Origin of the sequence: Sphingomonas sp. LHG3443-2 (genome assembly GCF_049896405.1) — a bacterium.
Lineage (GTDB): Bacteria > Pseudomonadota > Alphaproteobacteria > Sphingomonadales > Sphingomonadaceae > Sphingomicrobium.
The window spans coordinates 1,266,412-1,278,503 of the sequence record NZ_JAFCUG010000001.1; the positions used below are offsets into that span (position 1 = coordinate 1,266,412).

18 protein-coding genes and 1 tRNA gene are annotated in these 12,092 nt (G+C 66.0%); 3 read left to right on the top strand and 16 right to left on the bottom strand.

The features are described 5' to 3' along the window. Positions 1–4: 4 nt before the first annotated feature. The 13 genes from ACP69Z_RS06305 to pgsA all read right to left on the bottom strand — a co-directional run bounded on the left by ACP69Z_RS06305 (position 5) and on the right by pgsA (position 8,033). Positions 5–1,261 (bottom strand): glycosyltransferase, encoded by a 1,257-nt coding sequence (locus ACP69Z_RS06305; protein ID WP_426266673.1) that lies wholly within the window; start codon positions 1,259–1,261, stop codon positions 5–7. 253 nt (positions 1,262–1,514) lie between these two features. Beyond that, positions 1,515–1,829: a Grx4 family monothiol glutaredoxin gene (gene grxD / locus ACP69Z_RS06310; protein WP_426266674.1), complete on the bottom strand. Its 315-nt coding sequence runs from the start codon at positions 1,827–1,829 to the stop codon at positions 1,515–1,517. A 5-nt stretch (positions 1,830–1,834) separates the two neighbouring features. Then, positions 1,835–2,071 carry a BolA family protein gene (locus ACP69Z_RS06315; RefSeq protein ID WP_426266675.1) on the bottom strand — a complete coding sequence of 79 codons (237 nt, stop codon included), beginning with the start codon at positions 2,069–2,071 and terminating at the stop codon, positions 1,835–1,837. 5 nt (positions 2,072–2,076) lie between these two features. Further along, positions 2,077–2,403, bottom strand: a complete 327-nt coding sequence (locus ACP69Z_RS06320) for a DUF1476 domain-containing protein (RefSeq protein WP_426266676.1) — start codon at positions 2,401–2,403, stop codon at positions 2,077–2,079. Between the two features lie 88 nt (positions 2,404–2,491). Then, entirely contained in the window at positions 2,492–3,019 is a 528-nt protein-coding gene (locus tag ACP69Z_RS06325) for a fasciclin domain-containing protein (RefSeq protein ID WP_426266677.1), read from the bottom strand. Positions 3,020–3,139: 120 nt separating this feature from the next. After that, positions 3,140–4,138, bottom strand: a complete 999-nt coding sequence (locus ACP69Z_RS06330; RefSeq protein WP_426266678.1) for an NADPH:quinone oxidoreductase family protein — start codon at positions 4,136–4,138, stop codon at positions 3,140–3,142. Positions 4,139–4,171: 33 nt separating this feature from the next. After that, entirely contained in the window at positions 4,172–4,324 is a 153-nt protein-coding gene (locus ACP69Z_RS06335; RefSeq protein WP_426266679.1) for a hypothetical protein, read from the bottom strand. Positions 4,325–4,445: 121 nt separating this feature from the next. Then, positions 4,446–5,081 carry a CoA transferase subunit B gene (locus tag ACP69Z_RS06340; RefSeq protein WP_426266680.1) on the bottom strand — a complete coding sequence of 212 codons (636 nt, stop codon included), beginning with the start codon at positions 5,079–5,081 and terminating at the stop codon, positions 4,446–4,448. Next, positions 5,081–5,590 (bottom strand): hypothetical protein, encoded by a 510-nt coding sequence (locus ACP69Z_RS06345; protein ID WP_426266681.1) that lies wholly within the window; start codon positions 5,588–5,590, stop codon positions 5,081–5,083. The genes ACP69Z_RS06340 and ACP69Z_RS06345 overlap by 1 nt, the downstream gene beginning before the upstream one ends. After that, complete coding sequence (locus ACP69Z_RS06350) at positions 5,587–6,297, bottom strand: CoA transferase subunit A (protein WP_426266682.1); 711 nt, start codon at positions 6,295–6,297, stop codon at positions 5,587–5,589. The genes ACP69Z_RS06345 and ACP69Z_RS06350 overlap by 4 nt, the downstream gene beginning before the upstream one ends. A 78-nt stretch (positions 6,298–6,375) precedes the next feature. Beyond that, positions 6,376–7,014, bottom strand: a complete 639-nt coding sequence (locus tag ACP69Z_RS06355) for a glutathione S-transferase family protein (RefSeq protein WP_426266683.1) — start codon at positions 7,012–7,014, stop codon at positions 6,376–6,378. A gap of 79 nt (positions 7,015–7,093) precedes the next feature. Beyond that, the gene (locus tag ACP69Z_RS06360) at positions 7,094–7,393 is read right to left on the bottom strand and encodes an SCP2 sterol-binding domain-containing protein (protein ID WP_426266684.1); all 300 of its coding nucleotides are present in this window, start codon (positions 7,391–7,393) and stop codon (positions 7,094–7,096) included. A 73-nt stretch (positions 7,394–7,466) separates the two neighbouring features. Then, complete coding sequence (gene pgsA, locus ACP69Z_RS06365; RefSeq protein WP_426266685.1) at positions 7,467–8,033, bottom strand: CDP-diacylglycerol--glycerol-3-phosphate 3-phosphatidyltransferase; 567 nt, start codon at positions 8,031–8,033, stop codon at positions 7,467–7,469. Between the two features lie 114 nt (positions 8,034–8,147). Here pgsA and ACP69Z_RS06370 point away from each other — a divergent pair, with 114 nt between their 5' ends. Next, positions 8,148–9,485: an MFS transporter gene (locus tag ACP69Z_RS06370; RefSeq protein ID WP_426268058.1), complete on the top strand. Its 1,338-nt coding sequence runs from the start codon at positions 8,148–8,150 to the stop codon at positions 9,483–9,485. A gap of 16 nt (positions 9,486–9,501) precedes the next feature. Here the strand turns inward: ACP69Z_RS06370 and ACP69Z_RS06375 are convergent, their stop codons facing one another. The 3 genes from ACP69Z_RS06375 to ACP69Z_RS06385 all read right to left on the bottom strand — a co-directional run bounded on the left by ACP69Z_RS06375 (position 9,502) and on the right by ACP69Z_RS06385 (position 11,572). After that, positions 9,502–9,696: a hypothetical protein gene (locus ACP69Z_RS06375; protein ID WP_426266686.1), complete on the bottom strand. Its 195-nt coding sequence runs from the start codon at positions 9,694–9,696 to the stop codon at positions 9,502–9,504. A 99-nt stretch (positions 9,697–9,795) separates the two neighbouring features. Next, positions 9,796–11,334, bottom strand: a complete 1,539-nt coding sequence (locus tag ACP69Z_RS06380; RefSeq protein WP_426266687.1) for a putative bifunctional diguanylate cyclase/phosphodiesterase — start codon at positions 11,332–11,334, stop codon at positions 9,796–9,798. 152 nt (positions 11,335–11,486) lie between these two features. Then, positions 11,487–11,572, bottom strand: a tRNA-Leu gene (locus ACP69Z_RS06385). A 134-nt stretch (positions 11,573–11,706) separates the two neighbouring features. Here ACP69Z_RS06385 and ACP69Z_RS06390 point away from each other — a divergent pair. Then, a complete protein-coding gene (locus tag ACP69Z_RS06390) occupies positions 11,707–11,832 on the top strand; it encodes a hypothetical protein (RefSeq protein WP_426266688.1) in 126 nt (41 codons plus the stop codon). Between the two features lie 41 nt (positions 11,833–11,873). Continuing rightward, a complete protein-coding gene (locus tag ACP69Z_RS06395; protein ID WP_426266689.1) occupies positions 11,874–12,011 on the top strand; it encodes an entericidin A/B family lipoprotein in 138 nt (45 codons plus the stop codon). Positions 12,012–12,092 lie beyond the last annotated feature (81 nt).

Genomic DNA, 12,092 nt, shown 5'->3' on the forward strand with positions numbered 1-12,092 from the left:
ATGCTCAGGCGCCGACGAGCGAGCCTGTCACGGCGGCGGCGGTCATTGGCCGCGACGCAGCATGGGCAAGGGCATGCGGGATCACGGTTCCTAGCAGGATCTCCATGCTGTGCGGCCAGCTATATTCGCCCGAGACGTAGGCGCGGCCTCGTTCGCCCATCGCCTTGTGATCGCCGGCAAGCACGGTCTGGATGTTGGCAGCCATGGCGTTCACGTCGGCGACAGGGCCGAGCAGCCCCATGCCCGGCAGCACGCGTTCGGGCATCGCGCCGCCGTCGACGCCGACCACGGGCAGACCCGACGCCTGCGCCTCGATCACCGATACGCCAAAGGTCTCGTTGGGCATGGCCGAGACGTAGAGATCGGCGCTGGCGAGGTAGCGGGCGAGGGTGGCGCGGTCGGTGACGAAGCCGGGCGTGATGATGCGGGGATCGCGCAGCGCCTCGAATTCTTCCTTTTGCGGGCCCTGGCCGAGAAGGACGATCCGGGCGCCAAGGCTTTCCGGCAGCTTGCGGAAGGCCTCGACAATGATGTCGGGGCGCTTCTCGATGTCCATCCGGCCGACGTAGATCAGCAGCGGCTGGTCGCCTTCGAGCCCGAGCTGGCGGCGAAGCTCGGGATCGCGGCGGTTGGGGCCGAAGTCGGCAAGGTCGACGCCCAGCGGCAGGATCTGAACGTCCTCGACCCCGAGCGAGCGGAGCAGGCGGCCACCGCCCGCTTCGGACAAGGCGTAGACGCAATCGAACTGGCGGTAGAGCTTGCCGCAATAATTGTAACAGAACTTGCCGAGGCCACGACCGACGGCGTTGCCCAGCGCCTTGGACAGCGGGCGCTCGACATAGACGTTCGGAAAATCGGTCATGTAGCCGGCGACCAGCGCGGTGCCGGGATGATCGCGGCGGTGGGCGATGGCGGCCCACGGCAGGTTGTACGCGTCCTGGCATTCGATCACGTCGGGCATGAAGCGGGCCAGCGCCTTGCGGACCGCACCATTGCGCAGCAGCAGGCGGTAGTTGGGGCTGAACGGCACGCTTGGGCTCTTCAACCAGACTGTGATCGCGCGGCCGCCGTCGCTTTCCTCCACCGCATCGGCGTGGCCGGGAAGGATCATCAGGTGGCGATGGGGCGTGTTGGCGAGAATGTGCGCGCGCTTGGCGCGGAGATAGGTGCCGACCCCGCCGCCAACCGCCGACCAGCTTTGCGTCAGGTCGCACAGCAGCAGCGAGCGTTCGGCGCCCGTGGTATCGAATGCGGCGTTCACGAAGCGAGCCAATGCACTGGACGGCGCAAAGTGCCAGAGGAGCTTTGGGCTGTCGGAAAGCTTGACACTGTGGAGGCGGCGAAAAGATCAGGCAGATTGTAAAATGGCCGAAAATCGCCACTCGAGTTCAATTGGCATGGGCACTGCATCAGTGATGCTGTCCACTTTGGTTCCACGCCAAACAGAGGGGCGGCTGAGCGGTTTCTGGTCCCGCTTCGCCGCCCCTTCTTGTTTTCGCGAGGAAGGCTGGGGCTCAAGCGTCCGCCGCGACGAGGGTCTTGAGTTCGCCGCTTTCGAACATTTCCATCATGATGTCCGACCCGCCGACGAACTCACCTTTGACGTAAAGCTGGGGGATGGTCGGCCAGTCGCTATAGTCCTTGATGCCCTGGCGGATCTCCTGATCCTGGAGGACGTCGACGGTCTCGTACTGGGTGCCGAGATGGTCGAGGATGGCGATCGCACGGCTGGAAAAGCCGCATTGCGGGAACAGCGCAGTGCCCTTCATGAAGAGGACGACGTCGTTGCTCTTGACCAGGGCATCGATGCGCTCGTGGGCGTTGCTCATTTCTCTTACTCCTGGGGAACGGCGGTGGTGAGCTGGAGGGCGTGCAGTTCGCCGCCCATCCTTTCTCCCAGCGCGCGGTAGACGAGTTGGTGCTGGCGGACCCGCGGCAGGCCGGCAAAGGCGGCGCTGGTCACGGTGGCGGCATAATGATCGCCGTCGCCGCGCAGGTCGCGGATCTGCACCTGCGCGTCGGGAAGGGCGGCGCGGATCAGCGCTTCGATGTCGTCGGCGGCCATCGGCATGGTGCTTAGCCCTGCGCTTCCATCAGCTGACGGCGAGCTTCGACGGTCTTGGTGGCGAGCTGTTCGCGAATGGCGGCGTCGTCGGTCTCGACGCCGGCGGCGGTGAGGTCGCCAAGGAGCTTGCGGATGACGTCCTCGTCGCCCGCTTCCTCGAAATCGGCGCGGACGACGTCCTTGGCATAGGCTTCGGCTTCGACCGCCGAGAGCTTCATCAGGCCGGCGGCCCAGTGGCCGAGCAGCTTGTTGCGCCGGGCAATGACCCGAAACTTCATCTCCTCGTCATGCGCGAACTTGGTCTCAAAGGCCCGCTCGCGATCGTCGAAGGTGGTCATGTCCGCTCCCACTGAAGGTATCAGCCGGGAGATAGGCGGGGGGAAGGCGGGAGGCAATGCGCCGTTGCCGCCTTCCCCCCAAGGGGGATCAGGGCATCACGACCGTGTCGATGGTGTGGATGACGCCGTTCGAGGCGTTGACGTTGGCAGTGACGACGTGGGCGGCGCCGCCCTTGGCGTCCGTCAGCATGATGCGGTCGCCCATCAGCGAGGCCTTGAGCGTGCCGCCCTGGACGGTGGTAAGGGTGGCGGTGCCGCCGCCGTCCTTGATCAGCTTGGTCAGCTGCGCGGCGTTCACCCGGCCCGGCACCACGTGATAGGTGAGGACGGAGGTCAGCGTCGCCTTGTTCTCAGGCTTGACCAAGGTCTCGACCGTGCCGGCCGGAAGCTTGGCAAAGGCGGCGTTGGTGGGCGCAAAGACGGTGAACGGACCCTTGCCCGACAGCGTGGTGGCAAGGTCCGCCGCCTTGACCGCGGTGACCAGGGTGGAGAAATCGCTGTTACCGACGGCAACTTCAACCACGGTGCGGCCGGGAGCGTTCTGGACGGTGGCCGCGGCAGGAGTGGCAGCGAGGGCGATGCCGGCAAGCGCGGCGAAGAAAGCAGGTGTACGCATCGAGTGTTAGCTCCGGTGCTGTGGTTCGGCGGAATAGCCGAACGATGCCCCGGAGGTGGTGCGCTGACCTTCGCTTTTCAGCTGGTCTTTGGGCTTACCGCCTTTGGGCCAGCCGCCTGCTCAGTCGATCTCCACCACGACCTTGCCGATGACCTGGCGCGCGGCGAGCGAGGCAATGGCGTCGCCGCCACGTTCGAGCGGGTAGGTCGCGCTGACACGCGGGCTGATCTTGCCCGCGTCCCACAGGGCGAACAATTCCTCGACATGGGCCTGGTTGGCGGCCGGGTCGCGCGCGGCGAAGGCGCCCCAGAAGACGCCGCAGACGTTGCAGCTCTTGAGGAGGGTAAGGTTGAGCGGCAGGCGCGGGATGCCGGCGGGGAAGCCGACCACGAGGTAGCGGCCTCCCCAGGCGATGGCGCGGAGCGCCGGCTCGCAATAGTCGCCGCCGACGGGATCATAGATGACGTCCGCGCCCTTGGGCCCGACCGCCGCCTTGAACTGCTCGGCGAGCGCCTTGCTGCCGTCCTTGTCGAACGGCCCGCGCGGATAGACGATCGCCTCGTCGGCGCCGGCGTCGCGGGCGGCCTGGGCTTTCTCCTCGCTCGAGACCGCAGCGATGACGCGGGCGTCGCGGGCCTTGCCGAGTTCGACCGCCGCCAGGCCGACGCCGCCGGCCGCGCCGAGCACCAGCAGGGTCTCGCCGGCCCTGAGCTGGCCGCGATCCCACAGGGCGTGGATCGAGGTGGCGTAGGTGAGGAGCAGCGCCGCGCCGTCGGTGAAGCTGCGGCTTTCGGGCAGGCGGAACGCGGAGGCGGCGGGGATGACGATCTGTTCGACAAGGCCGCCGAAGCCAGGGACCGCGAGGAGGCGGTCGCCGACCGACCAGCCGGTGACGCCGTCGCCAAGCCCGATGACTTCGCCCGCGATCTCTCCGCCCGGCGCGAAGGGGCGGGGCGGGCGCATCTGATACTTGTCCTCGATGATGAGGACGTCGGGGAAGTTGATCGCGGCGGCGCGCACGCGAACGAGCAGCTCGCCGGGACCTGGGGTGGGATTGGGAAGCTCCGAGAGCTGAAGCGTGTCGGGGCCGCCGGGCTGGTGCGAGAGGAGCGCTTTCATGAGGCTTGTCCTAGCTTGGGCTGAGGCCGCGCACTAGCGCGTGCGGCGGCGGTAATCCTCGGCGATGTCCGCGCCGGTCATGCCGTCGAACGTGATGCGGGCGAGCTTGTCCTTGTCGGCGGCCATCCGGCGGCTGCCGACCGAGGCGAGCGCCTGGTCGAAGGCGAGGCGGTCGGCCGGGTTCAACTCCTCGCGCGCTGCGGCCGTGGTGGCGGCGAAGCGCTCGGGGCTGGAGCCATCGATGGTGACCGGCGCGTCAGGCGCGCAACCGGCGAGAAGAAGAAAGGGCAGCAGCCGGCGAACGGCCTCAGCCCTCGTAACGTGCCGTGGTCTTTTCGCGCACTTCCTCCGCCGTGACGCCGGGTGCGGTCTCGATCAGCTTGAACGGGCTTTGGTGATCGGGGCGCTGGAACACGGCGAGATCGGTGATGATCATGTCGACGACGTTGCGACCGGTCAGCGGCAGGGTGCAAGACGGAATGAACTTGGGGTCGCCGTTCTTGGAGGTGTGCTCCATCACCACGATGATCTTCTTGACGCCGGCCACGAGATCCATCGCGCCGCCCATGCCCTTGATCATCTTGCCCGGGATCATCCAGTTGGCGATGTCGCCGTCCTGGCTGACCTCCATCGCGCCGAGCACGGTCAGGTCGATGTGCCCGCCGCGGATCATCGCGAAGCTGTCGGCCGAGCTGAAATAGACCGACGAGGGAAGCTCCGAGATGGTCTGCTTGCCGGCGTTGATAAGGTCGGCGTCGACCTCGTCGTCATAGGGGAACGGGCCGATGCCGAGCATTCCGTTTTCGGACTGGAGCGTTACGTTGACGCCGTCCGGGATGTGGTTGGCAACCAGCGTCGGGATGCCGATGCCGAGGTTCACGTAAAAGCCGTCGCGCAGCTCTTTGGCGGCACGGGCGGCCATGTCGTCACGGGTCCAGGGCATTAGCGGGCTTCCATATCGCGGGGGAGAGGCAGAGCGGAGTGCTCGGCCTGCCAGAGGATGGAGTGGACCAGCCAACGGCCATCGGGCTGACGCGCGAGCTGGAAGCTGTTGATGCCACGCACGTTGACGCTGCCGTCGGTGCTGGTGCCGGCATAGGACGACCAGACCTGCGCGACATTGCCGTAGATCTCGATGCGGCGGGTCAGTTCTTTCTCGGTGAAGCCGACCTTTTCGAGGAAGGGCCCGCTCTTCTCGATATAGTTGTCGAGCGACCCGCCCTGCAGGCCGCGCTGGCCGACCGCGTAAAGCCGGGCGTCCGGCGTGAAGAGGGTTTTCATTCGGGCAAAGTCGCGCTTCTGGCCGGCCGGGCCGCTGATGACGGCGTAGACATCAGCGATGGCGGCGACGATCTTCGCTTCCTCGCCGCGGGCCGGAATGCTGGTCAGCGGCGGAGGCGTGCGGACCGCGGGCTGCGATGCGGCGAGCGCAAGGGCGACGAGCAGGCTCATGCGGCCTCCCGCTGCCGAACCGTGCGGAACTCGATCTTCTTGTCGTACGGGCTCCCAAGGATCAGGCGCTTTACGTAGATGCCGGGGAGGTGGATGGTGTCGGGGTCGAGCGATCCGACCGGCACGATCTCCTCCACCTCGGCGACGCAGATCTTGCCGCTGGTGGCGGCGGGTGCGTTGAAGTTGCGGGCGGTCTTGCGGAAGATGAGGTTGCCGCTTTCGTCCGCCTTCCAGCCCTTGATGATGGCGAGGTCGGCGCGAATGCCGCGCTCGAGAATGTAGTCCTCGCCGTCGAAGCTCTTCACTTCCTTGCCCTCGGCGACCTTCGTGCCGACACCGGTCTTGGTGTAGAAGCCCGGGATCCCAGCGCCGCCGGCCCGCATCCGTTCGGCCAGCGTGCCTTGGGGGCAGAATTCGACCTCCAGTTCACCGGAGAGATACTGGCGCTCGAACTCCTTGTTCTCGCCGACATAGGAGCTGATCATCTTCTTGATCTGGCGCGTGCGCAGCAGCTTGCCGAGGCCTTCGTTGTCGATCCCGGCGTTGTTGGAGGCGACGGTGAGGTCCTTGACCCCGCTCGCGACAATGGCATCGATGAGCCGCTCGGGGATACCGCACAGGCCGAAGCCGCCGGCAGCGATGGTCATGCCGTCGTGAAGCAGCCCGTCGAGGGCCGCAGCGGCATCGGGATAGATCTTGTTGGCCATGACCCATCCATAATCAGGACGGACGCCGGGCGGCAAGTTGAAAGAGTTTTCAACTTGCCGCCCGGGCGGGTGCTGGGCTCAGGCGAATTGTTCGAGCTTCAGCCCTTCGTGACCGATGGCGCGGAGGAAGGAGGGGCGTTCGGCCACTCGCCCGACCAGCGCCGACCAGCGCGGGTAGAGGCTCATGTCGAACTTGGCCGCACGCGCCCAGCGGTAGAAGACCGCAGCATAGCTGTCCGCCGCCGTATAATCCTCGCCGCACAGCCAACCCGCGCCGCACAGGTCATCAAGCTCGACGAAGTGGCTGGAAAGCGCGGCGTGGGCGCCTTCCTTGATGCCGGGGTGCAGGCTCTCGTCCGGGGTGAAGCGGGCGGGGCGGAACAGCGCCGCAAAGGCAGTGGCGTGGACGGTGCCGCTCAGCCAGGCGACCATCTGCATCGTCTTGGCGGTTTGATACGCCTCGCCACGCGGGATCGCGCCGGGCGCGCCGAAGCGGTCGGCGATGTAGCCGAGGATGGCGAGGTTTTCGGTGATGGTGCCTTCGTCGGTAACGAGGGCGGGCACGCGGCCGTGCGGATTGATCGCGAGATAGTCGGCGCTGCGCTGCTGGTTGCTGGCGAAGTCGACCCGCTCGGCTTCATGCTCAGCCCCGGCTTCATGCAGGGCGATGTGGGAGACGAGGCTGCAGGCGCCGGGCGAATAATAGAGTTTGAGCATGGTTTCTCCGTTGGTCCGGCGGAAACCGGAGCCTCGGACGACAACGCGTGTCGCCGCCCGAGGCCCCATCAAATGCAGCTTAGCGCAGCTTGGCGAGCACGCCCTGGAGCTGCATCGCGTTGGACATGTCGCCTTCGACCTTGAGCTTGCCGGTCATGAAGGCGGTCATCGGATCGAGCTGACCGCCGGACATCGCCTGCCAGTCGTTCCAATTGACCTTGATGGTGGTGTCGGCGGGCGACTCTGCGTCTTCGGTGACCTGATTGGCCTGGCCGTCGAGCAGGATGGCACCTTCTTCGCCGAAGTGAAGGCGGACCTTCTTGCCCGGAACGAACGCGCCCGCGTCCTGCATCTTGGTGACGAGTTCCTGCTTGGTCATCGCGGTAATCCTCCTGACAAAAATGTAGGTAACGGGTAGCGAGCAGCCTGCGGTGGGGCAAGCCCGCTTGCTTTCAATCCATGTGCTTGAGGCCGATGCGGAGGTAATCCCAGCCGGTAACTCCGGTCAGGATCGCCGCCGCCCACAGGCTGACGAGGCCCGTCGCATGGACCCACCACACGTCCGGCGTCGCGCCGGCGAGGATCAGCGCGCCCAAGGCGACCAGCTGGAAGGTGGTCTTCCACTTGGCGAGCTTGCTGACCGGCATGGAGACGTGCAGCGGCGCCAGGAATTCGCGCAGGCCCGAGACGATGATCTCGCGCAGCAGGATCACGCCGGCCGGGATGAGGTGAACGCCGTGGATGATCGGCATCGCGTCGGGCTGGCGGGTCGACACCAGCATCAGGATTACCGCTGCGACCATGATCTTGTCGGCGATGGGATCGAGGAACTGGCCGAGCCGGCTGATCCGCCCCTGCGCGCGGGCAAGATAGCCGTCGAAATAATCGGTGATACCGACGATGCAGTAGAGCACAAAGGTGATGAGGTAGTCGAACGGCCGCGGGCTCCACAGCAAAGCCACCAGGATCGGCACCGCGAAGATGCGCGACAAGGTAAGAAGGTTTGGCAGCGACAGCATCCGGGCCCGTCTTAGGACAGGACAAGCCGAACGCGAAAGGGCCTTGTTGGCGGCGCGGCCAACCGCCGCTAAGCCGTTGATCAACCAAAGGCTGCGCGAGGCGCCCCAAGCTTGATCCAGAATGTTTCGCACCTGCTGAAGACCCGGCGCTTCGTGCCGCTATTCGTCACCCAGTTCCTCGGTGCCTTCAACGACAACCTCTTCCGCACCGCCATGGTGATGCTGGTCATTTACGGCATCTACCGTTCGGCGGAACAGGAAGCGGCCTTCTCCGCGCTGGCGGGCGGGCTGTTCATCCTGCCTTTCTTCCTCTTGTCAGCCTTGTCGGGGCAGTTGGCCGACGCGATAGACAAGACTCGGATCATCCGTGCGGTGAAGACCGCCGAGATCGGGATCATGCTGTTCGGCGCGACGGGATTGCTGCTGCTGAACGTGCCGCTGATGCTGGTTGCGCTGACCGCGATGGGTATCCACTCGACCTTCTTCGGCCCGATCAAATACGCCATCCTGCCGCAGCATCTGGAAGGCGACGAGGTGCTGGGCGGCACCGGACTGGTCGAGGCGGGCACCTATATCGCGATCCTCGGCGGGACGATCCTCGGCGGCCTTCTGGTCGTGCAGGACCCTGACGGGCGTTATCATGCCGAATATGCGGCGGCGGCGGTGCTGCTGGTGGCATTGGCCGGGCGGATCGCGGGGCAGTTCGTGCCGCCGGCGCCCCCCTCGACCGAGGCCAGCGGAACCGTCAACGATCCTGATCTGCCGCAGGCGAAGCTCGACTGGCACATCCTGCGCGCGTCGATCGGGCTGGTGAAGGCGACCATGCACGTGCCGCGGCTGTTCGTGGCGATCCTGGCGATCAGCTTCTTCTGGGCCATGGGCGCGGTGCTGGCGGCGCAATTCCCACCGCTGGTCAAGAACGTGTTCGGCGGCGATCAGAGCGTGGCGACGCTGTTCCTGGCCATCTTCTCGGTGGGAGTGGCGACGGGCTCGCTGATCATCAATCGGCTGCTCAAGGGCGAGGTCTCGGCGCGCTTCGCGCCGATGTCGGCGCTGTTGATGGGGGTGTGCGTACTGGCGCTCTATCTGCTGAGCCGGAGCTGGACGCCGTTTGCGGAGCTGGTTGGCATCCGTGCGTTTCTGGCCGAGCCGGCAGGCTGGCCGGTGGTAGCGACCCTGTTCGGGGTGGCGACCTTTGGCGGCATGTTCGTGGTGCCGCTGTACGCCTATCTTACCACCAGCGTGCCCAAGTCGGAGACGGCGCGCACGGTGGCGGCCAACAATATCGTCAATTCGGGCGCGATGGTCGGGGCAACGGTGTTGCTGTTCGCGGCGGTCCGGCTGGGCGTTTCGGTGCAGGAAACCCTGCTACTCGTCGCCGCTGGCACACTGGTCTCCGCCTGGCTCGGCCGCAAGCTGCACCAGGCGTGCCGGGAGGCCGGCTGCCCCTAGCGGCGGCGGCGGCAGCTCAGGCGATGAACAGGCTGATGGCGAGAAAGCCCGCGGCGTAAGCGGTGGCGAACAATCGCGCATCCGGGCCGAGCCCGGCGGGCAGCTGGCGCGATAGTTGCAGCAGCCAGCGTCGGCCGACGCCGAAGTGCAGGGGATGCGGACCGCCGAGGCGGACGGAATAAGGCAGGGCGACAGCCCGGACGCGATGCATGGCAAGACCTTAACGTGGTTTTTACCATGCTCAAACGGCGGGCGTGCGGAAGCGGTTTCCGGCGTTTCTATTTGGGACAAACGGGGTGCGGGGAGGGGGTCAGCCGACCTGCTGTTGCAGCGGGGTCTCGCCAGCAGCCGCAGCGCGGCGGTGCAGCAGTTCGGTAACGGCGTCGGCGTCCATCGGCTTGCCGACGAACCAGCCCTGCCCGGTGCGGGCGCCTAGTGCGGCTGCCTTGGTATAGGTCGCCTCGTCCTCCAGCCCTTCGGCGGTAACCGGGATCGACAGCGCCTGGGCGAGGGTGGTCACCGCCTTGACGATGGCAGCACTTTCCCGGTCGACGTGCACCGTCGCCATGAAGCTGCGGTCGATCTTGATCATGTCGAGCGGCAGCATGCGCAGATGCGACAGGCTGGAGAAGCCGGTGCCGAAATCGTCCAGCGCCAGGCGCACGCCCTGGTTCTTGAGGCTGACCACGAGGTTGCGGGCAAGATCGACATCGGCGAACAGCGAGCTTTCGGTGATCTCGACGATCAGCCGCTCGGCCGGAAAGCCATGTTCGGTGATCAGGCGCACCAGCCGCTGGGCCAGCCACAAGTCGTTCAATTGCACCGGCGAGATGTTGATCGACAGGCTGAAGTCGCCTGCCCATTCGCGGGCGGCTTCCATCGCCTGCGCGGCGACCAGCTCGCTCAAGGGGCCGATGACGCCCATTTCTTCGGCAACCGGAATGAACAGCTCGGGGCTGAGGATGCCGCGGTTGGGATGCTGCCAGCGGGCGAGCACTTCGAAGCCGGTCAGGGCACCGGTGGCGAGATCCACCTGCGGTTCGAAATAAGGAATGAACTGGCGGTGCTCGATGCCGACGCGGATCGCCTGCTCGAGCTCGCTGCGCTCGATCAGCGCGCGCTCCATGCTGTTGTCGAACCAGGTCGGACGCGCCGCGCGCGAGCTGCGCGCATGGTCGAGCGCGATGTCGGCACGGCGCAGGATGTCGGCGGCGCGGCAGGCGGTGCCGGGCGCGGCCCTCGCGATGCCTGAAATGGCGCCGACCTGCACATAGGAACCGGCGATATCGTAGGTGCGGCTGACGTCGCGCAGCAGGGCTTCGGCAAGCCGCTCGGCGGACGCGAGATCGGTCTTGTGGCTGGCAAGTGCGATCGCGAATTCGTCGCCCGAAAGGCGCGCGGTGACGGCACCGGGTGGGACGTGAGCGCACAGCGCCTGCCCGATGCGCTTCAGGAGGGCATCTCCCATGTCGAAGCCGAAGCGGTCATTGATCCGCTTGAACCGCTGCATCTGGAGCGAGATGATGACAAGGCAATGGTCGCTGTCCACTGCCGCCGCGCACAAGGCATCGACGCCCTCGGCGAAGCCCTTGCGGTTGGCGAGGCCGGTGATGCTGTCGGTCGCGGCCTGCACCGCGGCATTGCGCTCGCCTTCGGCGCGCAGCGCGGCTTCCTGCTGAAGATCGGCGTAGCGGCGATACCCGAACAGGATCAGCGCGACGTTCAGAACCAGGGCGGCAGCGGCGACCTGCACGCTGGGGTCGAGCCCGCTGGCCCGGTCGCTGGCAACAAGCTGCAGAAGGCTGCTGCCGTTCCAGATGAACGCCGCCATGGCGCACAGGAGCAGCATGATAACCGGCCACTCGGTCTTTGCCGGTCCCCATGTTCGCCGACTGGTTGGTTGGACGTGTACAGAACCAAGCATTTCCGCGGTTTGCACCGGGACACGTTAATTCTTCACTCCATATCGGTGCGAACCTTGCAACCGATCCTTTCCAACGCTGGTGCGGACGGCGGGACTTGAACCCGCACTTCGTTTCCGAAAGCCGATTTTAAGTCGGCAGCGTCTACCATTCCGCCACGTCCGCATGGAGGCTGAGGCGGCTTGCCCCGCGAGGGCCCCGGCGGTCAAGCCGACACACTCCCGAGAAAATAACGCCTCCGTCATGGACCCGGCCCGCAATTGCGGCGTTCGTTCAGCCGCAAGCAAGTAGAGACAGCCATGATTCGCAAGGTAATGACCCTGGCCCTGATCGCCGGTTCGATGAGCATCGCTGCGTGCAACACGGTTCGTGGTGCCGCTGCCGACGTGAACTCGGTCGCGAACGAGGTCGACAAGAATACCTGATCGGGGCATGGGTCGTTTCGCTAGTTCAACGGAGTAGACCCATGCGCAAGTTCGTGACCCTGGCCCTGATGAGCGGTGTTCTGGCCCTTTCGGCCTGCAACACCGTCCGCGGCGTCTCGCGGGATCTGAACTCGGCTGCCAATTGCACCGAGAACACGATCAACGGGGCGCGCTGCTAAGCAGCCCAGGCAAGCCCGACACAAGAAACCCCGCCGGTGCTGAACCGGCGGGGTTTCTTGTGTGTGTTCCGGATCGGCGCG

Excerpts from the sequence above, each read along its gene's own strand:
- grxD (WP_426266674.1), bottom strand. The coding sequence starts at position 1,829 with ATGAGCAACGCCCACGAGCGCATCGATGCCCTGGTCAAGAGCAACGAC.
- ACP69Z_RS06315 (WP_426266675.1), bottom strand. The coding sequence starts at position 2,071 with ATGCCGATGGCCGCCGACGACATCGAAGCGCTGATCCGCGCCGCCCTT.
- ACP69Z_RS06320 (WP_426266676.1), bottom strand. The coding sequence starts at position 2,403 with ATGACCACCTTCGACGATCGCGAGCGGGCCTTTGAGACCAAGTTCGCG.
- ACP69Z_RS06325 (WP_426266677.1), bottom strand. The coding sequence starts at position 3,019 with ATGCGTACACCTGCTTTCTTCGCCGCGCTTGCCGGCATCGCCCTCGCT.
- ACP69Z_RS06330 (WP_426266678.1), bottom strand. The coding sequence starts at position 4,138 with ATGAAAGCGCTCCTCTCGCACCAGCCCGGCGGCCCCGACACGCTTCAG.
- ACP69Z_RS06340 (WP_426266680.1), bottom strand. The coding sequence starts at position 5,081 with ATGCCCTGGACCCGTGACGACATGGCCGCCCGTGCCGCCAAAGAGCTG.
- ACP69Z_RS06345 (WP_426266681.1), bottom strand. The coding sequence starts at position 5,590 with ATGAGCCTGCTCGTCGCCCTTGCGCTCGCCGCATCGCAGCCCGCGGTC.
- ACP69Z_RS06350 (WP_426266682.1), bottom strand. The coding sequence starts at position 6,297 with ATGGCCAACAAGATCTATCCCGATGCCGCTGCGGCCCTCGACGGGCTG.
- ACP69Z_RS06355 (WP_426266683.1), bottom strand. The coding sequence starts at position 7,014 with ATGCTCAAACTCTATTATTCGCCCGGCGCCTGCAGCCTCGTCTCCCAC.
- ACP69Z_RS06360 (WP_426266684.1), bottom strand. The coding sequence starts at position 7,393 with ATGACCAAGCAGGAACTCGTCACCAAGATGCAGGACGCGGGCGCGTTC.
- pgsA (WP_426266685.1), bottom strand. The coding sequence starts at position 8,033 with ATGCTGTCGCTGCCAAACCTTCTTACCTTGTCGCGCATCTTCGCGGTG.
- ACP69Z_RS06375 (WP_426266686.1), bottom strand. The coding sequence starts at position 9,696 with ATGCATCGCGTCCGGGCTGTCGCCCTGCCTTATTCCGTCCGCCTCGGC.
- ACP69Z_RS06380 (WP_426266687.1), bottom strand. The coding sequence starts at position 11,334 with ATGCTGCTCCTGTGCGCCATGGCGGCGTTCATCTGGAACGGCAGCAGC.
- ACP69Z_RS06390 (WP_426266688.1), top strand. The coding sequence starts at position 11,707 with ATGATTCGCAAGGTAATGACCCTGGCCCTGATCGCCGGTTCGATGAGC.
- ACP69Z_RS06395 (WP_426266689.1), top strand. The coding sequence starts at position 11,874 with ATGCGCAAGTTCGTGACCCTGGCCCTGATGAGCGGTGTTCTGGCCCTT.